The following is a 22,588-nucleotide window of genomic DNA, read 5'->3' as shown; positions in this document are numbered from 1 at the left end:
ATCCCCGCGAGGTAGTTCAGATCTCCGCGAGGTAGTTCAGATCTCCGCGAGGTAGTTCGGGCTAGCGGTCGAGGGCGGCCTCGAGCCGGTCGACGAGGGCGGCCTGGGCGCTGACGACGAGTCGTCGTGCGTCGTCGGGTGCGCACCACGCGACGCGGTCGATCTCCGGCACCTCGATGCGCCGCCCCGAGCGCGGCGGCCACTCGATCTCGACGGTGTTGCTGCGCGCCTGCCCGAGGTCGGGGCCGGGCTCGGGCCACTCTCGCGCCCAGGCGAGCACGCGCTTGCCCGACCGCTGCCGCACCTCGCCGAGGTCGAGGTCGGGGGCCGACGGCGCGGGGAGCGGGAGGCCGAGCTCCTCCGCCGCCTCGCGCAGCGCGGCCGCGTGCGGTTCCTCGTCCGGCTCCAGCTCGCCCTTGAGGACGGTCCACGCGCCCTCGTCCTTGCGAGCCCAGAACGGGCCGCCCATGTGTCCGATCAGCACCTCGAGCCCGCCCTGCGTCGTCGTCCGGTAGAGGAGCAGCCCCGCGCTCGTCGTCGCCATGGGCACAGTGTGGCCCGAGGCCGGGCTCCCGCGCCCCCTTCGCTGGTTGAGCCTGTCGAAACCCGGGCGTCTGGGTTTCGACAGGCTCAACCAGCGGGCGTCTGGGTTTCGACAGGCTCAACCAGCGGGCGTCTGGGTTTCGACAGGCTCAACCAGCGGGCGTCTGGGTTTCGACAGGCTCAACCAGCGGGCGTCTGGGTTTCGACAGGCTCAACCAGCGGGCGTCTGGGTTTCGACAGGCTCAACCAGCGGGCGTCTGAGACGGAGTATCGCTTGACCTGAGACCCGGTCGCGGGTGACGATGGGGCCAGACCGGCGGCGCCAATCCACCAGCCTTGGCGCCGCCGGTCATTCTTCTCACCGGGCCCGGACGACGGACCCCCGCAGAGAGAGGTCGTCGATGACCCGCACCGCCCCCGTCATGCCCGGCGTGACCGCCCCCGACTACGACCTGTCGCAGCCGCTCGACCTCGACTACGTCGGCGCGTTCGCCGACGTCGCCCCCGAGGCGCGAGCCCACCAGCTCGCGGTCCGCGAGTTCGTCCAGGACGAGGTGCTGCCCGTCATCGACGGCTACTGGGAGCGCGCCGAGGTGCCGTTCGACCTGGTGAAGAAGCTCGCCGAGCGCGACTTCCTGCGCGACGGCGTCGACGTCCCCGGCCGCCCGAAGATCTCGTTCATGGCCGAGGGCCTGGCCAGCATGGAGATGTCGCGCGGCGACGGGTCGGTCGCCACGATCTGCGGCGTCCAGGGCGGCCTCGCGCTGCGCTCCATCGTCATGCACGGCTCGCCCGAGCAGATCGAGCAGTACGCCGAGCCCATGGCGCGCGGCGAGATCCTCGGCGCGTTCGCGCTCACCGAGCCCACCCACGGCTCCGACTCCGTCTCGCTCGAGACCACCGCCCGCAAGGAGACGCGCGACGGCATCGAGGGCTACGTCATCGACGGCGAGAAGAAGTGGATCGGCTTCGGCTCCTGCGGCGACATCACCGTCGTCTGGGCCCGTCTCGTCGGCGACGACGGCGACAACCAGGTGCACGGCTTCGTCGTCCCGCAGGACGCTCCCGGCTACGCCGCCACCACGATCGAGGGCAAGGTCTCGCTCCGCGCCATCTGGCAGGCGCACATCGTGCTCGACGACGTGTTCGTCCCCGCGAGCGCCGCCCTGCCCCGCGCGACGTCGTTCAAGGCGACCGCCGCCGTGCTCTTCGCGACGCGCCTCGCCGTCGCCTGGTCCGCCGTCGGCCACGCCGTCGCCTGCTACGAGGCGGCCGCCGCCTACGCGACGCAGCGCATCCAGTTCGGCCGACCGCTGGCCAAGAACCAGATGGTGCAGGAGCGGCTGACCCGCATGCTGTCGCTGGTCACGCAGATGCAGCTGCTGGTCGCGCAGATCACCCGCCTCGCCGACGCCGGCACCCTCACCGGCGAGCAGGCGTCGCTCGCGAAGTACACGACGACGCGCCAGGCGCGCGAGGTCGCGTCCATCGCCCGCGACATGCTCGGCGGCAACGGCATCCTGCTCGGCAACCGCGTCGCGCGGCACTTCGCCGACATCGAGGCCCTGCACACCTACGAGGGCACCGAGTCGATGCAGGCGCTCATCGTCGGCCGCGACATCACCGGGGTCTCCGCCTTCGCCTGACCCGCGCACCTCCAGCACGACCACGGGGAACCGCGCAGCCGCGCGGGTCCCCGTCGTCGTGCGCGGCCGTTCAGGGGCCGAGGGCGACGGGGACGACGTCGGGGAGCCCTAGTCGCACCCAGAACCCGCCCGCATCGGGGCCTGGAGCCAGCCGGCCGATCGAGACGAGCCACGCGGTGAGCACCATGCCGTGCGTCGCGACGACGAGGTCGTGCCCGAGGGCGTGCTCCCGCACTGCGTCGTCGAACCGGCGCGCCGCGACGTCCGGGGCCTCCCAGCCGAAGTGCCGCGCGTCGAGGGCGCCCTCGACCCAGGCGCGGCGTGCCTCCCGGAAGCCGGGGGCGACGGGCTCGGGAGGGCGCCGGACCTCCCCGAACCGCGGGTCCGTGGGGACAACGGCGACGCCGAGCGCGAGGCTCAGCGTCTCGATCGCCTTGCGTTCGTCGCTCGCGACGGCGCGCGCGCCGCCGGGCAGGCGGAGGTCGTGGGCGGCCGCGCGACCGGCGCGAGAGAGCGGCCAGGCGCCCGGAGGTATCTCGCCGGAGACCTCGGGCGCCGCGTGCCGGACCAGGGTGATCCGCGTCGGGTGGTCGTTCATCGGGTCGATCGTGACCCACCGGCTGCGTAGGGTCGAGCGCCATGAGCGACGACCTCGCCCGCGCGGGCGCCCGGTGGGACGACGACCCGCGCGCGGGTGAGTGGATCGCGCCGTTGCTGGGGGAGTTCGGGCCGACGCTCGGCCACGCCGTGCCGCAGGCGTACGCCGCGTACGCCGTCGTCCCGTTGGGCTGGGACGACGACGGCGATTTCGACCCGGACGCGGCCTCCGAGCGCATCGACGTGCTGCTCGGCGTGCTCGCCGCGTGGACGGGGGAGCAGCACGTGCACGGCACGTTGTGGGAGGGGTGGCCGTCGTTGTACGACCGCGGGGGCGGCGTGCGGTCGTCCGGGACGGCCGTCGGGCTCGCGTGGGACCCGGACGGGCCGCAGCCGACCGCCGAGGAGCTCGCCGAGGCCCGGCGTGAGGCGGAGGAGGACCTGCTCGCCCGGCTCGTCGCGCGGCCGTCCGTCGAACGCCTGAAGCTGCCGCACCGGGACTACCACGTGTGGACGGGGACGCCTCGGTCGGTCACCGCGCTCCACGACGTGGTCGAGCTGCCCTCGCACGTCTGGCCCGAGGACCGGTCGTGGTTCCTCGGGATGCCCATCTGCACGGTCGAGGTGGCGCTCGGCGGCCCGGTGGACCTGGTCGACGGCGTCCTGGCCGAGGAACGGCTCGAGGCCCGGCGCGCCACGCCGTCGACCGTCCTCGACGGAGACGACTGATTCGGGTCAGGGCGCCGCGACGGTCGAGCCGGTCTGCGCCTGCTCGCGGCGGTGGATGCGCCACCAGACGAAGAAGCCGACCAGCGTGAACACGCCGTAGAAGACATACATCAACGCCGTGGCGTAGTACCCCGCCGACCAGAGCAGCGGCACGCCGACGACGTCCACCGCGACCCAGACGAGCCAGAACTCGACCCAGCCCTTGGCCATCCCGTAGGTGGCGATGAGGGAGCCCATGAAGATCCAGGCGTCCGACCACACCGGCTCATAGGAGCCGAGGGCGCGGAACAGCGGGGTGAGCAGCGCCGTGCCGGCGACCATCGCCACGACGATCCCGACCCGCTGCCGCCCCGACGCCCAGTGCGGGTGCACCGCAGTGCCGCCCTCGGCGGGGATCTTGCCGTCGGCGCGGACCTCGAGGTCCGCGCGCTGCGTGCGGCGCCACTGCACCCAGCCGTAGATCGACACGATCAGGAACATCACCTGGCGGCCGGCCTGACCGAGCATGTCCGCGCGGCTGGTGTCGCCGAACCACGAGCCCATGAAGACCGTGAAGAGGACGAGGTTGCCGACGATGCCGACGGGCCACGCCCACACCTTGCGGCGCATGCCGCCCAGCGCGGAGGCGAGCCCGAACAGGTTGCCCACGATCTCGCGCCACAGCAGCGCCTGGTCGCCGATGGTCAGCGTGGCGTTGAAGAACGTGTCGATCACGTCCATCGTTCACTCTCCCGGTCCCGAGGTGCGGCATCCGGGGTGAGGGCTGACGTGCGCCGGGGCGGCCCGGTGGGGGCCGCCGTCGACGACACGACGCCCGGCGGCACCCACCCGTCGCCGGGCGCGTGCCGCACGTGCTTCCTCCCATCCGGACTTTGACCGTCGGCCCTGGAGTTCCACCAGATCAGCCGGTCTCCCGAGGGAGACCGGGTCGCGGGCTGTCACCGCCGGCTCGGAATTTCACCGACCCCGGAGCACGTACGTGCGTGTCTCTCACCGCCGGAGGTCCCGGCGGCGTCCTGCACAACGCAGGATGCCACAGGCGCATTCCCCTCGTGTTGCGGCCGCGTGACCGTCTCGACCGGCGGGCGTCAGGCCAGCGCGTCGCGGACGGCGCGGGCGACGTCGTCCGGGCCGGCGCCGGGCTCCAGCACGGTCACCACGACGCGCCGCCCGTCCGTGCCGGTCGTGGTGCTGACGTGGCCGCCGGAGTCGGTCCCGGCGTCGACGGGCACCGGCTCCGCCACCGTCGTCGTCGCGGGGGTGTCGTCGGTGTGCGGGAACGGGGAGACGGCGGCCCGGCGCAGGTCGAGGAACGCCTCCTCGAGCTCGGGCCGCAGGTCGAGGTGGGGGTTGCGCAGCCAGCGCCGCAGGATCGCGTTGTGCACCGCGACGACGGACGCGGCGAACGCGATCGACATCGTCGTGGTGGAGCGGTCCGGGGGGAGCGTGTCGCGCAGGTAGGCGGTGAAGGCGCGCTCGTAGCGGTGCGTCGTGACGAGCTCGCGGTCCCGCAGCGCGGGCACCTGCTGCAGCAGCTGGTGCCGGGCGATCGACGTCTCGCGCTGCCCGACGTGGTGGTCGAAGACGAGCCGCGCCGCGCGGCACACCTCGAGGTACGGGTCCGTGGCCGGGTCCCACGCCCGCTCGGGCGCGCGGCCGGACTCCTCGCTGGCGCGCGCCTCGGGCCGCGTCTCGGCGAGCATGACCACCACCTCCTCGAGGAGCAGCTCGTGGTCGGCGAAGACCACGTCGTCCTTCGAGCGGAAGCGGCGGAAGAAGGTGGCACGGCTGACGCGGGCCGCGTCGGCGATCTCCTCGACGGTGGTCTGCTCGTAGCCCTGCCGGGAGAAGAGGTCGATCGCGGCGTCGACGGCCTGGGCGTGGGTGTGCGTCCGGACGGCGGTCATGCCTGGGAGGTTACTCCGGCGGCACGCCTCGTCCGCGCGACGTCCGCCCTCCTTCGGACCCGAGCAGCAGCCGGTAGAAGCGGAAGAAGCCGAAGTCGTCGACGGGCAGCACCTCGACGCCGGAGTACCCCGCCGCCCGCGCGTAGCGGCGCAGCGTCGCCGGCCGCATCACGGTGCCGGTGCCCGCCGACGGGCTCGTGGACAGGCCGTCCGGCAGGCACACGAACAGGCTGTAGCCGTACATGAGGCGGTCGACGTCGTCGGCCGGGGCGTGGAACTCCTCGGCCACGGACTCGTCCATGACCACCACCACGCCGTCGGGCTTCATCGCCCGCCGCACCGCCTCCAGGACGGCCGCCGGGCGGGGCAGGTCGTGCACGCACTCGAAGGCGAAGGCCGCGTCGTACGGCTGCGCGACGGCGAGCTCCGCGGCGTCCGCCAGGTGGAAGAACGCGCGCCTGGCGAGCCCCGCCTCCGCGGCGGCGGTCCGCGCCGCGGCCACCGACGCCTGGTCGACGTCGATCCCGTGCACCTCGGCGCGCGGGTACGCGCGCGCGAGCGCGAGGGTGGACCAGCCGAAGCCGCAGCCGACGTCGACGACCCGGGCCCCCGGCCGGGACAGCGCCTCGTGGACGTCGGGCATCGCGGCGAGGGTCGGGGCGAGGCGCTGGGCGAACCACGGCCGGTTGACGTCGGCCTGCGCCTGGCGGGCGTCGTCGCCCATCTGGTCCCACGACACCCCGCCGCCGCTGCGGTACGACTCGAGCAGGCGCGGCAGCTGCGACCCGATGGTGCCGACGAACCGGGCCATCGGCGCCATGTACGCCAGGGACGACGCGTCGGTCAGCACCTCCGCGTGCGCCGCGGGCAGGGCGTAGGCGCGGGCCCGGCCGAGGTCCTGCGGGTCGGCGTCGAGCGCCGGGGCTGCCCCCGGGTCCTCCGCGACGAGGACGCCCGCCGCGGCCTGCTGCTCCAGCCACTCGCGGGCGTACCGCTCGGCGGTCCCGGTGGCCTGCGCCAGGGCGGTCGACGTCAGCGGGCCGGACTCCGCCAGCGCGCGGTACCAGCCGAGCCGGTCGCCGACGTGCGCGGCCAGCATGTCGATCGCCCCGAGCCAGGAGGCGAGGAACCGGTCGGCGAAGGCGTCGGCGGCCGGCGGCGAGGCGGTGGGCGGGGTGGGGGCCGAGTCGGCGGACGGCGTGCCCGGGTCGGCGGTCGTGGTCTCGGTCAGGTCCGGCATCGCGGCACCTCCGTGCCAGGGCCCGCGTGGCGCGGGAACCGGGGCGTCGTCGGACGGCGGCGTCCATCTCCGACGCTAGCCCGCGGGCGGGGCGCACGCCGGGCGTGCCGGCGATCCAGAGAGGTCCGCGAGGGCGCGGGCTCAGCCCCGGCGCCGCCCGCGGCCGGTGCCGGGCTCGTCGCGGCGGCGCTCGTCGAACCCGGCGTCGGCGGGGCGGCGGGCGCGCTGCAGGTAGCGGATCTCGCGCACCGCGACGCCGGCGGCGATGAAGAACGGGATCCACGCCCACATCCGCCCGCGCAGCACGACCCACAGCATCGCGAGCGCGACGACGCAGGCCCCGAGGACCGTCCACACGCTCGCCCACCGCACCTTGCGCACGGCCCGAGGCTACCCGCGCGCCGGCGCCACGCCCAGGACGGCGGCGGTGGCCCCGGGCGACCGAGGGTCCGGCGGGCTGGGTATGGTGGCCGTCGTGACTTCCGGGACCGCCACCGCGACTGAGACCACGCCCGCCCCCACCGCGACCGTTCCGGTCGTGGACGTGTACGTCGACCCGCTGTGCCCGTTCGCGTGGATCACCTCGCGCTGGGCGCTCGAGGTCGAGGAGCACCGGGACGTGCACCTCACGTTCCGCCTGATGAGCCTGTACCTCCTCAACAAGGACCGGGACATCCCCGCGGACTACCGGGCGAAGATGGACTCGTCGCGCGGGATCGGCCGTGTCGCGGCCGCCGTGCAGACGGACCACGGCCCGGAGGCGTTCGGCGCCTTCTACACCGCGGCCGGCACGCTCATCCACCCGGGCGGGCGCACGGACTACGACGCCGTCGCCGTCGAGGCGCTCGCCGCGGCCGGGCTGCCCGCGTCGCTGGCCGACGCCGCGACGTCCGACGCGTACGACGCCGCCCTCGCCGTCTCGCACGAGGAGGGGATGAAGCCCGTGGGCGACGACGTCGGGACCCCGACGATCCACGTCGACGGCGTCGCGTTCTTCGGGCCGGTCCTCACCCGCATCCCGCGGGGCGAGGACGCCGTGCGGATCTTCGACGGCGCCGTCGCGCTGGCGTCCTTCCCCGACTTCTTCGAGCTCAAGCGGTCGCGCACCAGCTCGCCGACCTTCGGCTGAGCACCGCCCGCGACCACCCCGAGAGGCTGACCATGACCCTTGACCTGCGTGTCTTCACCGAGCCCCAGCAGGGCGCGTCGTACGACGACGTGCTCGCCGTCGCGAAGGCGACCGAGGACCTCGGCTTCAGCGCGTTCTTCCGCTCCGACCACTACCTGACGATGGGCGGCGACGGGCTCCCCGGCCCCACCGACGCGTGGACGACGCTCGCCGGCCTCGCCCGCGACACGTCGACCGTCCGCCTCGGCACCCTCGTCACCTCCGCGACGTTCCGGCACCCCGGCGTGCTGGCGATCCAGGTGGCGCAGGTGGACCAGATGTCCGGCGGACGCGTCGAGATCGGCCTCGGCGCGGGCTGGTTCGCCCGGGAGCACGAGGCGTACGGCATCCCGTTCCCGGCCAAGCGGTTCGGCCTGCTGGAGGAGCAGCTCGAGATCCTCACCGGCCTGTGGGGCACGCCCGTCGGCGGCACGTACTCGTTCGAGGGCGCGCACTACACGCTCACCGACTCCCCGGCGCTGCCCAAGCCGGCGCAGGCGAAGATCCCCGTCATCGTGGGCGGCGGCGGCCCGAAGCGCACGCCGGCCCTCGCCGCGCGGTTCGGCGACGAGTACAACCAGGCGTTCCCCGAGCTCGACACGGTCGCGCCCCGCATCGCCGTCATCGACGAGGCGCTGGCCGAGGCCGGGCGCACCCCGGACTCGATCGTGCAGTCCGTCGCGCTGGTGCTCGCCGTCGGCAAGGACGAGGCGGAGTTCGCGCGCCGCGCCGCCGCGATCGGGCGCGAGCCCGCCGAGCTCCGTGAGCACGGGGTCGCCGGCACCGTGTCCGAGGCCGTGGACCGGCTCGGCTCGCTGCGCGACCAGGGCATCCAGCGCGTGTACCTGCAGGCCCTCGACCTGCACGACCTCGACCACCTGGACCTGGTCGCGCGCGAGGTCGCCACCCAGCTCTGACCCCGGGGCCCGGTCGGGCGCCGAGAACGACGCGCAAGGCTGTGACCTGCGGCGACAGTCTGCCGAGGACACGGTCTCAACCCGTGGATTCACCCGCGAACGATCCGTGACTCCGCCCGGGACCCGGGCTACATTGACGACCGGACGACGAGGTGGCCCGCTCTCGAGCGGGGCACCTCGACCCGTCTCAGGAGGCAGCACCGACACGACGTCACGACGACGCAACCGACGACGAGGTCGATCACACCGGGCGGTCCCGGGCGCGCAGCACCACGGTGGCGCGCACCGGGGCACGGGCGCCCGCTCGACCTCGCGGTCCCGTCACGGGGGCCGTCGCCGCCGCGTCCGGAGGACACGTCATGTCCGTCTCCGAGTTCGACCGCCTCGTCGTCACCCCGCGCCGGACGCAGCACGTCCGGTCCCGCCCCCGCGGCGCCGCCGGCCGAGCCGACGAGCCGCGCCCGACCGCCCCGCCGCGCGACGAGAACTCCGCCGCGCGGTCGCCGTCGCTCGGCCTGATCATGATGCTCGCGACGCTCGGCGTCGTCGCCTACGCCGTCTTCCTGCTCAACCCGGCCAACCGCGGCGACGCGCTGCCGTACGTCATGGTCATCACCGCGGAGACGGTGCTCGTGGCCCAGGCCCTCCTCGCGATGTGGACGGTGCTCTCGAGCGGGTACGACCCGCGCGGCTTCTCGTTCCACCACGCCCAGGACCGGCTGTTCGACCTGCCCGAGATCGTCCGGGACGAGGCGGAGGACGACCCGCCGCGCTGGAACCTGTACCTGCACGACCGGCCGGTCACCGTGGACGTCTTCATCACGACGTACGGCGAGAGCCTCGGCACGATCGCGCGCACCGTCCGGGCCGCCGTCGCGATGCGGGGCGCGCACCGCACCTGGGTGCTCGACGACGGCCGGTCGGACGCGGTGCGCGACCTGGCGGCCACGCTCGGCGCGCGCTACGTGCGGCGGCTGTCGAGCCACGGCGCGAAGGCCGGCAACGTCAACCACGCGCTCACCATCGCCAAGGGCGAGTACTTCGTCATCCTCGACGCCGACTTCGTGCCGCGCCCCGAGTTCCTCGTCGAGACCGTGCCGTTCTTCGCCGAGGACGACGTCGCGTTCGTGCAGACGCCGCAGACCTACGGCAACCTCGACAACCTCGTCTCCCGCGGCGCCGGGTACATGCAGGCGGTGTTCTACCGCTTCGTCCAGCCGGGCCGGAACCGGTTCAACGCGGCGTTCTGCGTGGGCACCAACGTGATCTTCCGGCGGGCGGCGATCGACGACGTCGGCGGGATGTACACGGACTCCAAGTCCGAGGACGTGTGGACGTCGCTGATGCTGCACGAGCGCGGCTGGCGCACGGTCTACATCCCGACGGTGCTCGCCGTGGGGGACACCCCGGAGACCGTGGAGGCCTACACCAAGCAGCAGCTCCGCTGGGCCACGGGCGGATTCGAGATCATGCTGCACCACAACCCGCTCAGCCCCCGGCGCCGGCTCACGCTGGACCAGCGGCTGCAGTACACCGTGACCGCGACCCACTACCTGACCGGCATCGCCCCGCTCGTGCTGCTCCTCGTGCCGCCGCTGCAGATCTACCTGGACCTCACGCCGATGGACCTCACCATCTCGTGGAGCACGTGGCTGCTGTACTACGCCGGGTTCTACGTCATGCAGATCGCGATCGCGTTCTTCACCCTCGGCTCGTTCCGCTGGGAGGTGCTGATGCTCGCGTCGGTGTCGTTCCCGATCTACACGAAGGCGCTGTGGAACGCCCTGACGGGCAAGGAGCAGGCCTGGCACGTCACCGGCCGGGCGGGCCGGGCCGAGTCACCCTTCAACTTCATGGTGCCGCAGGTCCTGTTCTTCGCGTTCCTGCTGGTCACCTCGGCGGTGGGGGTCTGGAAGGAGTGGGGCGACCCGCTGCCGAGCCTCGCGCTCGCGTGGAACGTCACCAACACGCTCATCCTCGGCGCGTTCGTCGTCACGGCGGGGCGGGAGGCCCGGCAGGTGCGCCGTCGGTCCTCGCGCGCCCGGCACACCGTGGCGCCCGCTCCCGCGCCCGCCCGTGAGATCGTCCCCCGCGCCGTCGGAGGTGCCGCATGACCTGGACCAACCGCCTGCGCCTCGCCGCCGGCCTGCTCGCGGTGGTGCTGCTGTGCGCGGCGCTCACCCTCGTGATGAACCGCCGGGAGGGGCAGGCCACGTCCTCCTCGGCGACGATCGCCGCCGAGACCCTCGACGTCGGGACGGACTACGCGGGGACGGTCACCACGTCCCTCGTGGAGGTCGGCGACGAGGTGCGCGCCGGCGACCCGCTGATGGTCCTGCGCAGCCTCACGCTGCAGCACGACCTCGCCGTCGGCCTCGTCGGCACGGAGGCCTCGGCCTACGAGGTGACCGAGAACGGCACGATGACCGTCGTCGCCCCCGTCGACGGGACCGTGACCGACGTGGCCGTCGCGCCGGGCGGCTTCGCCCAGGCCGGGGAGGTCCTGGCGTCGGTGGAGCGGCACGGGTCGCTGTTCGTCGACGCCAGGCTGGTGCTCGACCCGGCCGACTTCGCCCGCGTCCGGGAGGGGGCGGCGGTCACGGTGGTGCTGCCCGACCAGGCCGAGATCGCCGGCTCCGTCGACTCGGTCGCCGTCCGGAACACCCGGAACGAGGCGGAGGCGACGGTCGAGGTCAGGAGCGACGGCCTGGTGCGGGGCGCGGAGAACGGCCTCGTCATGTCCGGCACGCCCGTCACCGCCGTCATCGAGCTGCACGACGAGGGGCCCCTCGCCGGCGTCGACGCGGCGTTCGACGAGTTCCTCCGCAAGGTGGGCCTGTGACGGCCCGGGGCACCACGGGTCTGACGGCCGCGGGTCTGTCGGCCGTGGCGCTCGCGCTCGGGGGCTGCGGGCTGATCGGCGGCGCGTCCCCGGCCGCGCCGGCGGCCACGGCGCCCGCCGCCGCGACGCCCGCGGCCCCGGACGCGCTGCGGAGCCTCACGGCGCCCGAGGTCGACGTCTCGGTGCTGCCCGAGGAGCAGGTCGCGGCGACGCCGGCGATGCGGCTCGCGGACGGCCTCGCTCCGCCCACGAACCGCTGGTTCTCCGGCCTCGCGCTGGGCGACGCGCCCCAGCCGGTGTTCCCCGTGCCGCTCGCGGTCGCGCTCACCGCGGGCGGCTTCGCGTACGGGCTGCCGGAGGTCGAGGTGACCGAGACCTCGGTCCTCGGGCCGTTCGCGCCGCAGGTCGGCGTGGAGGTGGGCGCCTCGTCGGCGGTGGTGTCGGCCTACGACGTCGCGTCCGTGACGGTCGAGCTGCGCGACGACGCGGGGGACGCGATCGGGCACCTCCTGCTCGTCGAGGGCTCGCCCGTCGTGCGCTACACCGCCGCGGCCGACCAGGACGTGGCGATGACGTCGGCCTTCACGGTCGGCGGCGGCCGCGCGTCGGCCGAGGTGCTGGACCGCGAGCACGTCCTCGTCGGTCCCGGCGGCGCCGCGGACCCCGGCGCCGGTCTCTCCGACGACGGCCGCGTCCTCGCGCTCGCCGCGGGGGAGTCGGCCGCCTGGTTCCCCGTGCCCGACGACGCGTCGGGGGAGGCCGTGGCGACCCTCGCCGCCGCGGCCGCCGACCCCGTCACCGGCACGTCGCTCGCCTTCGGCACGGGCGGCGACAGCCGGGGCGACGCCGTGACCACGGCGATCACGTACGCCACCGCCGGCGGCGGCCCGGCCGCCGTCGTGCGCATGCCGCACCAGCAGGACTCCGCGGGAGCGGACTGCGGCCTCGGCACGTACGCGACCGTGCACGGGACGGTCGACGTGTGCACCGCGTCGACGCTCGCCTGGGCGAGCCCCGCCGTCGCGCCGTCGGGCGCGCTCGACCTGTCCGGGCTGACCGGCCCCGAGCGGTCCGAGCTGGCCGACCAGGTGCGCGCCGACGCCGCCGCCCGGGCGTCCGGGACGCTCGAGGACCCCGCCGACACGTACTACGGCGGCAAGGCCCTGGCCCGGGACGCGAACCTGCTCACCCTGGCCGACGGTCTCGGGCTCGACGACGTCGCGGCCGGCCTGCGCGCCGACCTCGGCGAGCGGCTGCGCACCTGGGCCGAGCCCGCCGGGTGCGCGAGCCGGGCCGAGCGCTGCTTCGTCGTCGACCCCGTGCTGCGGACCGTCGTCGGGAAGGCCCCGGCCTTCGGGTCCGAGGAGGCCAACGACCACCACTTCCACTACGGGTACTTCCTGTACGCGGCCGGGGTGGCCGCCGCGGACGACCCGGACCTCGCCGCCGACCTGGCGCCGGTCATGGACCTGCTCGCGGCCGACGTCGCGGCCGGAGAGTCGGTGGACGGGATGCCCGCGCTCCGGGTGTTCGACGCGTACGCGGGCCACTCGTGGGCCTCCGGGTACGCGCCGTTCGCGGACGGCAACAACCAGGAGTCGGCCTCGGAGGCGGTGTCCGCGTGGAACGGCCTCGCGCTGTGGGCCCAGGCCGCCGGCGACGACGACCTGGAGGCGCAGGCCCGGTGGCTGCTCGCCGCGGAGGCGTCGTCGGCGCGGGCGTACTGGACCGACTTCGACCAGGACGACCCGGCCGTGGCGGGGTTCGGGCACTCCGTGACGTCGTTGGTCTGGGGCGGCAAGCGCGACTGGGCCACCTGGTTCAGCGCCGAGCCCAGCGCCATGCTCGGCATCCTCGTGCTGCCCGCCCAGCCGGTGGCGGAGTACCTCGCCGGCGACCCGGCGCGGATTCGGGCCAACCTCGACGAGGCGCTCGCGGGCCCGCGCGACGACGCCGCGTCGTGGGACGTGATGTTCGGCGACCAGCTGCTCATGTACGCCGCGCTCGCGGGCCCGGACGACGCCGCCGCCGCCCTCGACGTCGCCCGCGACCTGCCCGACGAGCGCATCGACGACGGCAGCACCCGCTCCTACCTGCTGGCCTGGCTCCTGACGCACGCGTCGTGACGCCGAGGTAGTCCGAAACCCCGCGAGGTAGTTCGAAACCCCGCGAGGTAGTTCGAAACCCCGCGAGGTAGTTCCCGACCAGGAACTACCTTGCCGAGGATGGAACTACCTCGGCGAGACAGGGACTACCTCGGCGAGACAGGGACTACCTCGGCGAGACAGGGACTACCTCACGGGGTTTCGGACTACCTCGGCGGGACTGTTGACGGGGGACACCCCGACCCCTACGGTGAATCCATTCAACCGCGGAAAGCCTTTACCGCGGGGGTCGTCGTCGACCCTGTGAGCGCCATGGGCTGCGTCGCCCGTGCATCGATGGAGATGGGAGCTGGCCGATGACGGTCGTGGAACCGGTACGGGCGGACGACCGTCCCCAGACGCCCGGCGCCCCGCGCGTCGAGCGCTGGTTCGGGTGGGTCGACACGATCGCCTTCCTGGGCCTGCTCAACCTCCTGGTCCTCGCGGGCACGCTCGCCGGGGGAGTCGTCCTCGGCGTCGCGCCCGCCCTCGCGGCCGCCACGACGTGCAGCCGCACCCGGCTGCGCGGCGATGCCCAGCGCACGGTGCGCGCCTTCGCCCACACCTGGGCGTCCGGCTTCGGCCGTGCCAACCTGCTCGCGGCGCCGGGCCTGCTGACGCTCGCGCTCACCGGCACGAGCCTGTTCGCGCTCGACGGCGCCCCGACCGCGCTGCGCGTCGCGCTCGGCGTCGTCGGTGCCCTCGGCGCGGTACACCTGCTGCTCGCGCTCACGATGGACGCCCATTACGACCTGCACCGCCGAGACGTCCCGCGGCTGGCCTGGGCGTTCCTGCTGCGCTTCCCCGGCGCGCCCCTCCTGCTCGCGGCGACGACGGCGCTGGTCGGCGTCGTCACCGCGTTCGTGCCCGGACTCCTGCCCGTCGTGTCGATCGGCGTGTGGGTGCACCTGTGCACGGCCCTCTGCCTGTCCTTCTATGCCGCCAACGACCGCACCCTGCGCCCGGCGGCCACCAACCCCCTCGACGAGTGAACGACGACGTGCACTCCGACGAAAGGACGACCATGAACGCACGACGGCTGGCACCCCTGAGCCTCCTGGCGGTGGGGAGCCTCGCGCTCGCCGCCTGCAGCGGCGGGACGGGCGACGGCGGCGGTGGCGGCGGCGAGCCGCTCGACTCGCTGTCCATCATGGCGCCGTACCTCTCCGCGACACCGCCCGAGGACGACGACCCGGTCGGCGAGAAGCTCTCGGAGCTCGCCGGCCTCGACCTCGACATGCAGTGGGTGCCCAACGCGGAGTACGGCGACCGCACCAACGTGGTGCTCGCCGGCGACGAGATCCCCGACGTCATGGTGATCCAGCAGAAGTCGCAGGGCTTCGTGCAGACCGCCGAGGCGGGCGGCTTCTGGGACCTCACCGACTACCTGGCCTCGGGCGACTACCCGAACCTCGTCACGGAGAACCCGGACGTGCAGGAGGCGTCGAGCGTCAACGGCAAGGTCTACGGCGTCTACCGGGCGCGCGACGTCGTGCGCACCTCCATCACGATCCGCAAGGACTGGCTGAAGAACCTCGGCCTGGAGGAGCCGACGAACACCGACGAGCTCATGGCGGTCGCGAAGGCGTTCAGCGAGGACGACCCCGACGGCAACGGCAAGGACGACACCTACGGGATGATCATCCCCGCCTGGGGCGCGTCGATCGGCACCGGCAGCCCCTACGACGCCATCGAGACCTGGTTCGGCGCGGGCAACGTGTGGAAGGACGACGGCGGCCAGCTGGTCCCGTCGTTCACCACCCCCGAGTGGAAGCAGGCCCTGGACTACGAGAAGGAGCTCATCCAGAGCGGCTACGTCAACAAGGACTACGCCACGATGGACGGCACCACCGGCTGGAACGAGCCGTTCCTCAACGGCAAGGGCGGCATCATCATCGACGTCCAGTCGCGCGCGTCCCAGCTCGTCGAGCTGTTCAAGGACCAGGACCCGAAGACGTACGACCAGAAGGTGGCCCTGGTCGGCAACATCGCCGGCCCGAACGGCGACTTCGCGCTCCCGACGCCGGGCTACAGCGGCTTCCTCGCAGTGCCGAAGGCGTCGGTGCAGACCGAGGACCAGCTCAAGCAGGTGCTCACCTCGCTCGACAAGCTGGCCGCCAAGGACGCGCAGGTCCTGGAGAACAACGGCATCGAGGGCGACAACTTCACCGTCGACGGCGACTACGCCGTGTTCGACAAGTCGAAGCAGGACTACACCGACGTCGTCGGCGGGTCGTGGGCGCAGATCGGCACCAACGTGGCCGGCTTCGAGGCGTACACGGCGAAGCCGGAGACGGCCTACGACGAGGAGCTGTACCAGGAACGCCTCGACCTGCAGGCGAAGGACCTCAAGAAGGCGGTCTTCAACCCGGGGGCGGCTCTCGTCTCGGAGACGTACATGACCAACGGCGTCCAGCTCGACCAGATCATCGCCGACGCCCGCATCCAGTACATCAGCGGCCAGATCGACGAGGCGGGGCTCGACGCGGCGATCGCGCAGTGGAAGTCCAGCGGCGGCGACGCGGTGACGTCCGAGATGAACGAGCTCTACGGCCAGCTCGGCTGACCCCCTTCCGGTGCGGGGCCGGGCCTGACTGCCCTGTCCGCACGGGCCCACGGCCCGGCCCCGCGCCCCGTCCGAGATGGAGGCTGCGATGACTGCTGTCGTCGACGTCGAGCAGGCCGGCGCACCCGCGCCGGCCGCCCCGCCCGTGACCCGGCGCCCGCGCCGCCGGTGGGCGCGCGTGGTGCGGTTCCGGTGGCTGCTGGTGATGCTGCTGCCGGGCGTCCTGTACTTCCTGCTGTTCCGCATCTGGCCGATGTGGGGCGCGCAGATCGCGTTCAAGAACTACGTGCCGTTCCTGGGGATCCAGGGCAGCGAGTGGGTGGGCTGGCACCACTTCCAGGAGTTCTTCTCCAACCCCGACTTCCCGCGGCTGCTGGGCAACACGCTGATCCTGGCCGCGCTGAGCCTGTTCGTCGCGTTCCCGCTGACGATCGTGCTGGCGCTGCTGCTCAACGAGGTGCGGCTGTCGGTGCTCAAGCGGACCGTGCAGACCCTGGTCTACATCCCGCACTTCCTGTCCTGGACCGTGGTGGTGTCGCTGACCGCGCTGCTGTTCGCGATCGGCACCGGGCCGCTGTCGAGCTTCCTGGACGGGTTCACCGGTCAGGAGACGAACTACCTCGCCGACCCGGACTGGTTCCGCCCGCTGATCCTGCTGCAGACCATCTGGAAGTCCACCGGGTGGGGCACGATCATCTTCCTCGCCGCGCTGGCCAGCGTGGACCAGGAGCAGTACGAGGCCGCGGTGATCGACGGCGCGGGCCGCTGGCAGCGCACCTGGCACATCACGCTGCCCGCGATCCGCCCCACGATCATCGTGATGCTGATCCTGCAGACCGGGGAGATCCTCAACACCGGGTTCGAGCAGATCTACCTGATGTCCAACGCGCTGAACCGCACGGTCGCGGACGTGTTCGACACCTACGTCTACTTCACCGGCATCCAGCAGGGCGCGTACTCCTACTCCACCGCGGTGGGGCTGTCGAAGGCGATCGTCGGGCTCGTGCTGATCTTCGGCACCAACTGGCTCGCCAAGCGCTTCAACCAGCAGGGGATCTTCTGATGACCACGACCCAGCACCAGCGGTTCAACACGCGCGCCGGCCGGGTGTTCGACGTCGTGAACGTCGTCCTGCTGACCGTGGTGGGCCTGGTCGCCCTCCTGCCGTTCCTCTACGTCCTGGCCGGCTCGTTCGCGACCGAGCTGGAGATCACCACGCGGCCGTTCTTCCTGTGGCCGCACGAGTTCACCACCGACTCCTACGCGTCGATCCTGTCCTCGTCCGCGTTCGTGCGGGCGTTCGTCACGACCGTCGTGGTGACGCTGGTCGGCACGCTGATCCAGCTCGCCCTCACGGCGCTGATGGCGTACCCGCTGTCGAAGGTCGAGCTGCCCGGGCGGCGCACGATCATGACGGTCGTGGTGTTCACGATGGTGTTCTCCGCGGGCATGATCCCCACGTTCCTGGTGGTCAAGCAGCTCGGCCTGCTGGACACGTACTGGGCGCTGATCCTGCCGATGGCGATCAACCCGTTCAGCCTGATCATCATCAAGAACTTCTTCCAGCAGCTGCCGCAGGAGCTCGAGGAGTCCGCGAAGATCGACGGCGCGCACGAGCTGCAGATCCTGCGGCACGTCGTGGTGCCGCTGTCCAAGCCGGTGCTCGCGACGTTCGCGCTGTTCTACGCGGTGGGGATCTGGAACGACTACATGTCGCCGCTGCTCTACCTCAACGACCAGAGCATGTGGACCCTGCAGATGTTCCTGCGCCAGGTCACTGCCTCGGCGTCGATGTCCGCGCAGGACATGGGCTCCGAGCTGCCGCCGCCCGCGCAGGGCATCAAGTTCGCGGTGGTCATCGTGGCCACCATCCCCGTGCTGCTGGCCTACCCGTTCCTCCAGAAGCACTTCGCCAAGGGAATGCTCATCGGGAGCGTGAAGGGCTGACATGACGATCCACCTCGCGGGCGACTCGACGGTCGCCCCCACCGACTCCGGCGCCACGTCGGGGCACGCGGACATCCCGCTCCTGGGCTGGGGCGACGAGCTCGCCACCTGGACCGACGACGCCGTGCGCAACCACGCGATCGGTGGCGCCACCACGGCGTCGTTCCGCGCGGAGGGGCGCTGGGACGCGCTGCTCGCCGAGCTGCGCCCCGGCGACACGGTGGTGATCCAGTTCGGGCACAACGACCAGAAGGAGCCCGACGAGCTCGCCGCCCAGGGCGGGTACACCGAGCGGCTCGCGCGGTTCGTGCGCGAGGCGCGCGCGAACGGGGCCCGCCCCGTGCTGGCCACGAGCGTCGAGCGGCGCCTGTTCGACGACGACGGCACGCTGCGCTGGTCGCACGGCCCCTACCCGGCGGCGGTCCGGGCGCTCGGGCACGAGCTGGACGTGCCGGTCATCGAGCTGACGGTCTTCACGCGCTGGCTGTACACGTGGCTGGGGGAGCGGGCGTCGGCCGCGCTGTTCCCCCACGGCGCGGCCGCGGAGGCGGGGCTGCCCGTGGACGACGCGCTCGGCAAGGACAACACGCACTTCACGACGGCGGGGGCCCGTGCGGTCGCGCGGTACGTCGCGGAGGCGCTGGCGTCGCTCGACGGCGTCCACGACGCGCAGGCGCCGCTCGGTGCGTGGGTGATGCAGCCGTGACCGCGGTCCCCACCGTGACCGCCGCGTACCGCAACCCGCTGGCCTCGCCCGCGGACCTCGACGGCTGGGTCGCCGAGGGGCCGGTCGGCATCGAGCACGCGGACGACGGCGTCGTGCTGCGCAGCACCGCCGACGAGGCCGCGCTCGTGGCCGACGGCCGCGGCGACCACGCGCACTTCACGCTCTGGTGCCCGGAGGTCTTCGGGCCGGACGTCGAGGTCGCGTGGGACGTCCGGCCCCTGGCCGGCGACGGCCTGGCGATGCTGTTCCTCGCCGCGACCGGCACCGACGGGCGCGACCTCTTCGACCCGGCGCTCGCCGAGCGCACGGGGTTCTACCCGCAGTACCACTCGGGCGACGTCTCGACGCTCCACGTGTCCTACCTGCGCCGCAAGTGGGCGAGCGAGAAGCGGTTCCGCACCTGCAACCTGCGCAAGAGCCCGGGCTTCCACCTGGTCGCGCAGGGCGCCGACCCGCTGCCCGGGCCCGACGACGCGGACGGCCACTACCGCGTGCGCGTCACCAAGCGCGGCGCGGACGTGGCCTTCGCGATCGACGACCTCACCCTCTTCACGTTCCACGACGACGCGCCGCTCGGCGCCGGCCGGATCGGGTTCCGGCAGATGTCTCCGCTCGTGGCCCACTACCGCAACCTCGAGGTGACCCCGCTGTCATGACGCACCCCACGCCCGCCCCGTCGCTGGTTGAGCCCGTCGAAACCGAGCCTGTCGAAACCGAGCCTGTCGAGACCGAGCCTGCCGAGACCACGCCCGCCCACCTGACGCCTGCCGCGGTCGACGTCCCGCTGCGCTGGCTCGACGACGCCGCGCCGGACCTCACGGCAGGCGGCGTCACCTGCGGCGTCCCGGTGCGCCCCGCCGTGGTGCGGGACGCCGGCGCGCTCGCCGTGGTCGACGCGGACGGCCGTGCCGTCCCCGCCCAGACGTGGCCGCTGGCGACCTGGCCGGACGGCAGCGTGAAGTGGGCGGGCGTCGCGCTCGGGGCGGGCACCGCGCCCAGCGCGTCGTACCGGGTCGTCTCCTCGTCGTCGGTCGAGCCTGTCGAGACCAAGGACGAGGTCTCGACGAGCTCGACCGACGGGGTGGTGACGGTCGTCGAGCGCGACGACGAGGTGGTCGTGGACACCGGGGCGTGCACGGTGGTCGTCGGTCGGTCGGGGCCCGACGTCGTGCGGTCCGTGCGGGTGCAGGGCGTGGAGGTGGCGCGCTCCGGCCGGCTGGTGTCCAGCCGCCAGGACCGCCCGGAGCCGGACCACCGCGCGCGCCGCGAGGCCGTGAGCGTGGTGCGGGACGTCGTCGTCGAGCAGGCGGGCCCGGTGCGCGCCGTCGTCCGGGTGACGGGGGAGCACCGCGACGTGGTCCCGACAGGCGCGACCGACGGCGACACCTGGCTGCCGTTCACGGTGCGCCTGGTGCTCGCCGCCGGCGCGCCGACGTTCCGCCTGGTGCACTCGTTCGTCTGGGACGGCGACCCCGAGCGCGACTTCCTCTCCTCGCTCGGCCTGCGCTTCGACGTGCCGCTGCGCGCCGCGCCGTACGACCGGCACGTGCGGCTCGCCGGGGCCGACGGCGGGCTGGTGCGCGAGGCCGTCCAGGGGATCACGGGGCTGCGCCGGGACCCGGGCGCACAGGTGCGCGCCGCCCAGGTGGCGGGCCGCGCGACGCCGCCCCTCGCCGCGTGGGACGCGCGCGTCACCGACCGCCTGCGCTGGGTGCCCACGTGGGAGGCCTGGTCGCTGCGCCAGCTCAGCGCGCACGGCTTCACCGTGCACAAGCGGACCGCGGCCGACCGGCCGTGGATCGACGTCGCGCAGGGCACGCGGTCCGAGGGCCTCGGCTACCTCGGGGACACCGGGGGCGGGCTCGCGGTCGGGCTGACGGGCTTCTGGCAGTCGCACCCCACGGGGATCGACGTCGAGCGCGCGACGTCCGACGTCGGGTCCCTCACGACCTGGCTCTGGTCGCCCGACGCCGCGCCGATGGACCTGCGCTTCTACCACGACGGCCTCGGCCAGGACTCGTTCGACGACCAGCTCGACGCCCTCGAGATCACCTACGAGGACTACGAGCCCGGGTTCGGGAACGCGCACGGCATCGGCCGCACGCACGAGCTGACCGTCACCGCGTTCCCCGCGACGCCCGACGCCCCCGCGCTGGCCCGGCTCGCCGCGGCCACCGCCGTCCGGCCCCAGCTCGTGCCCACCCCCGAGGCGCTGCACGACGCGTCCGTCCTCGGCGACTGGGACCTCGTGGACCGCGGCACGCCCGAGCGGGCGGAGCTCGAGGACCGGCTCGCCACGATGCTCGACTTCTACGTCGGCCAGGTGGAGCAGCGGTCCTGGTACGGGTTCTGGAACTTCGGCGACGTCATGCACGCCTACGACGCCGACCGGCACGTGTGGCGCTACGACGTGGGCGGCTACGCGTGGGACAACTCCGAACTGTCGCCGGACCTGTGGCTGTGGACGTCGTTCCTGCGCACCGGCCGGGCGGACGTCTTCCGCCTCGCCGAGCGCATGACCCGGCACACGGGCGACGTGGACGTCTATCACGCGGGCCCGTGGCAGGGGCTGGGCAGCCGGCACAACGTGCAGCACTGGGGGTGCAGCGCCAAGCAGCTGCGCATCTCGACCCCGGCCTACCGGCGCCCGCACTACTTCCTCACCGGCGACGAGCACACGCGCGACCTCATGGTCGAGCTGCGCGACTCCGACCGCACGTTCCTCGGCCTCGACCCGACGCGCAAGGTGCGGCCCGACGCCGCCACCTACCGCCCGCGGCGCGACGCCCTCGCCGTCGGGCTGGGCACGGACTGGAGCGCGCTGGCCGCCACGTGGCTCGCGGACTGGGAGACCACGGGGGACACCCGCTCCCGCGACCGCCTGGTCGGCACGATGACCGACATCGGGGCGCTGAAGCACGGCTTCTTCACCGGCGAGGCCCTGTACGACCTCGACACCGGCCGGTTCGCCACCGACCGCGACCGCGTCACCGTGTCGCACCTGTCCGCCGTCTTCGGGTTGGTGGAGGTCTGCTCGGAGCTCGTGTCCCTGATCGACGCCGGCCTCGTCGACGCGCCCGGCTTCCGGGAGGCCTGGCTGCAGTACTGCCGCCTGTACCTCGCGACGCCCGCCGAGCAGGAGGCCGAGCTCGGCGTCGCGCCGTCGGGCACGAACCTCGAGCAGGCGCACTCCCGCCTCGCCGCGTACGCGGCGCACCGGCTCGGCGACGACGGCCTGGCCGACGTCGCGTGGCGCGCCTACTTCCGCGGCGGCGAGTTCATGGGGTCCGAGGCCTTCCACCCCGTGCAGGTGCTGCCCCCGGAGACGTTGGTGCCGATCGACGAGGCCCGGACGCTCTCCACCAACGACGCCGCGCAGTGCAGCCTCGCCACCCTGCAGAACCTCGCCCTGATCGGACACCGCCTGCACCTCGCTGGTTGAGCCTGTCGAAACCGGGTCTCGAGTAGCTCCCCGCTGGTTGAGCCTGTCGAAACCAGGTCTCGACAGGCTCGACCGGCGGAACCGACCGGCGGTGCCAGTACGCTGTGCGGCGGCAATCTTCACCGGACGTTCACGGGCGAGCGGCAGCGGTGAGCACGGCGGCCCGGATCCGG

20 protein-coding genes and 1 riboswitch are annotated in these 22,588 nt (G+C 73.2%); of the genes, 14 read left to right on the top strand and 6 right to left on the bottom strand.

Going from position 1 to position 22,588, the window contains the following annotated elements:
* Positions 1–61 precede the first annotated feature (61 nt).
* A complete protein-coding gene (locus ACQFYA_RS18280; protein ID WP_499126529.1) occupies positions 62–544 on the bottom strand; it encodes an NUDIX hydrolase in 483 nt (160 codons plus the stop codon).
* Between the two features lie 400 nt (positions 545–944).
* On the opposite strand from ACQFYA_RS18280, the gene ACQFYA_RS18275 reads away from it, so the two are divergent.
* Positions 945–2,189: an acyl-CoA dehydrogenase family protein gene (locus tag ACQFYA_RS18275; RefSeq protein ID WP_499126527.1), complete on the top strand. Its 1,245-nt coding sequence runs from the start codon at positions 945–947 to the stop codon at positions 2,187–2,189.
* Positions 2,190–2,259: 70 nt separating this feature from the next.
* Here ACQFYA_RS18275 and ACQFYA_RS18270 read toward each other — a convergent pair whose 3' ends face one another.
* Positions 2,260–2,787, bottom strand: coding sequence for a histidine phosphatase family protein (locus ACQFYA_RS18270; RefSeq protein WP_499126525.1), 528 nt, complete (start codon positions 2,785–2,787; stop codon positions 2,260–2,262).
* 41 nt (positions 2,788–2,828) lie between these two features.
* Between ACQFYA_RS18270 and ACQFYA_RS18265 the strand changes: the two genes are divergently transcribed.
* A complete protein-coding gene (locus ACQFYA_RS18265) occupies positions 2,829–3,515 on the top strand; it encodes a hypothetical protein (protein WP_499126524.1) in 687 nt (228 codons plus the stop codon).
* A gap of 6 nt (positions 3,516–3,521) precedes the next feature.
* Here the strand turns inward: ACQFYA_RS18265 and pnuC are convergent, their stop codons facing one another.
* The 4 genes from pnuC to ACQFYA_RS18245 all read right to left on the bottom strand — a co-directional run bounded on the left by pnuC (position 3,522) and on the right by ACQFYA_RS18245 (position 7,043).
* A complete protein-coding gene (pnuC, locus tag ACQFYA_RS18260; RefSeq protein ID WP_499126523.1) occupies positions 3,522–4,235 on the bottom strand; it encodes a nicotinamide riboside transporter PnuC in 714 nt (237 codons plus the stop codon).
* A 127-nt stretch (positions 4,236–4,362) separates the two neighbouring features.
* Positions 4,363–4,494, bottom strand: a riboswitch (FMN riboswitch).
* Between the two features lie 109 nt (positions 4,495–4,603).
* Entirely contained in the window at positions 4,604–5,422 is an 819-nt protein-coding gene (locus ACQFYA_RS18255; RefSeq protein WP_499126522.1) for a TetR/AcrR family transcriptional regulator, read from the bottom strand.
* A gap of 10 nt (positions 5,423–5,432) precedes the next feature.
* On the bottom strand, positions 5,433–6,662 hold the full coding sequence (locus ACQFYA_RS18250; protein ID WP_499126520.1) for a class I SAM-dependent methyltransferase: 1,230 nt from the start codon (positions 6,660–6,662) through the stop codon (positions 5,433–5,435).
* A 141-nt stretch (positions 6,663–6,803) separates the two neighbouring features.
* A complete protein-coding gene (locus ACQFYA_RS18245) occupies positions 6,804–7,043 on the bottom strand; it encodes a hypothetical protein (protein WP_499126519.1) in 240 nt (79 codons plus the stop codon).
* 94 nt (positions 7,044–7,137) lie between these two features.
* On the opposite strand from ACQFYA_RS18245, the gene ACQFYA_RS18240 reads away from it, so the two are divergent.
* The 12 genes from ACQFYA_RS18240 to ACQFYA_RS18185 all read left to right on the top strand — a co-directional run bounded on the left by ACQFYA_RS18240 (position 7,138) and on the right by ACQFYA_RS18185 (position 22,415).
* Positions 7,138–7,791, top strand: coding sequence for a mycothiol-dependent nitroreductase Rv2466c family protein (locus ACQFYA_RS18240; RefSeq protein ID WP_499126516.1), 654 nt, complete (start codon positions 7,138–7,140; stop codon positions 7,789–7,791).
* 32 nt (positions 7,792–7,823) lie between these two features.
* Positions 7,824–8,747, top strand: coding sequence for an LLM class F420-dependent oxidoreductase (locus ACQFYA_RS18235; RefSeq protein ID WP_499126514.1), 924 nt, complete (start codon positions 7,824–7,826; stop codon positions 8,745–8,747).
* 359 nt (positions 8,748–9,106) lie between these two features.
* Positions 9,107–10,861, top strand: coding sequence for a glycosyltransferase family 2 protein (locus tag ACQFYA_RS18230; protein ID WP_499126513.1), 1,755 nt, complete (start codon positions 9,107–9,109; stop codon positions 10,859–10,861).
* The gene (locus tag ACQFYA_RS18225; protein ID WP_499126511.1) at positions 10,858–11,589 is read left to right on the top strand and encodes an HlyD family secretion protein; all 732 of its coding nucleotides are present in this window, start codon (positions 10,858–10,860) and stop codon (positions 11,587–11,589) included. The genes ACQFYA_RS18230 and ACQFYA_RS18225 overlap by 4 nt, the downstream gene beginning before the upstream one ends.
* Positions 11,586–13,715, top strand: coding sequence for a glycosyl hydrolase (locus ACQFYA_RS18220; RefSeq protein WP_499126509.1), 2,130 nt, complete (start codon positions 11,586–11,588; stop codon positions 13,713–13,715). The genes ACQFYA_RS18225 and ACQFYA_RS18220 overlap by 4 nt, the downstream gene beginning before the upstream one ends.
* Positions 13,716–14,050: 335 nt before the next feature.
* Positions 14,051–14,725 (top strand): YesL family protein, encoded by a 675-nt coding sequence (locus ACQFYA_RS18215; protein ID WP_499126507.1) that lies wholly within the window; start codon positions 14,051–14,053, stop codon positions 14,723–14,725.
* Positions 14,726–14,757: 32 nt separating this feature from the next.
* Positions 14,758–16,299: an extracellular solute-binding protein gene (locus ACQFYA_RS18210; protein WP_499126506.1), complete on the top strand. Its 1,542-nt coding sequence runs from the start codon at positions 14,758–14,760 to the stop codon at positions 16,297–16,299.
* An 88-nt stretch (positions 16,300–16,387) separates the two neighbouring features.
* A complete protein-coding gene (locus tag ACQFYA_RS18205; RefSeq protein WP_499126503.1) occupies positions 16,388–17,362 on the top strand; it encodes an ABC transporter permease in 975 nt (324 codons plus the stop codon).
* Positions 17,362–18,246 carry a carbohydrate ABC transporter permease gene (locus tag ACQFYA_RS18200; RefSeq protein WP_499126501.1) on the top strand — a complete coding sequence of 295 codons (885 nt, stop codon included), beginning with the start codon at positions 17,362–17,364 and terminating at the stop codon, positions 18,244–18,246. Before ACQFYA_RS18205 ends, ACQFYA_RS18200 begins: the two co-directional genes overlap by 1 nt.
* A 1-nt stretch (position 18,247) precedes the next feature.
* Positions 18,248–18,952 (top strand): rhamnogalacturonan acetylesterase, encoded by a 705-nt coding sequence (locus ACQFYA_RS18195; protein ID WP_499126500.1) that lies wholly within the window; start codon positions 18,248–18,250, stop codon positions 18,950–18,952.
* Positions 18,949–19,629, top strand: a complete 681-nt coding sequence (locus tag ACQFYA_RS18190) for a DUF1961 family protein (RefSeq protein ID WP_499126499.1) — start codon at positions 18,949–18,951, stop codon at positions 19,627–19,629. The genes ACQFYA_RS18195 and ACQFYA_RS18190 overlap by 4 nt, the downstream gene beginning before the upstream one ends.
* Entirely contained in the window at positions 19,626–22,415 is a 2,790-nt protein-coding gene (locus ACQFYA_RS18185; protein ID WP_499126497.1) for an exo-rhamnogalacturonan lyase family protein, read from the top strand. The genes ACQFYA_RS18190 and ACQFYA_RS18185 overlap by 4 nt, the downstream gene beginning before the upstream one ends.
* Positions 22,416–22,588: the final 173 nt, after the last annotated feature.

The sequence above is a fragment of the Promicromonospora sp. Marseille-Q5078 genome (assembly GCF_050315395.1).
In the GTDB taxonomy this organism is placed as follows: Bacteria; Actinomycetota; Actinomycetes; order Actinomycetales; family Cellulomonadaceae; genus Isoptericola.
The sequence above is the reverse complement of the archived record's forward strand: the minus strand, read 5'-3'. Positions and strand labels throughout refer to the sequence as shown.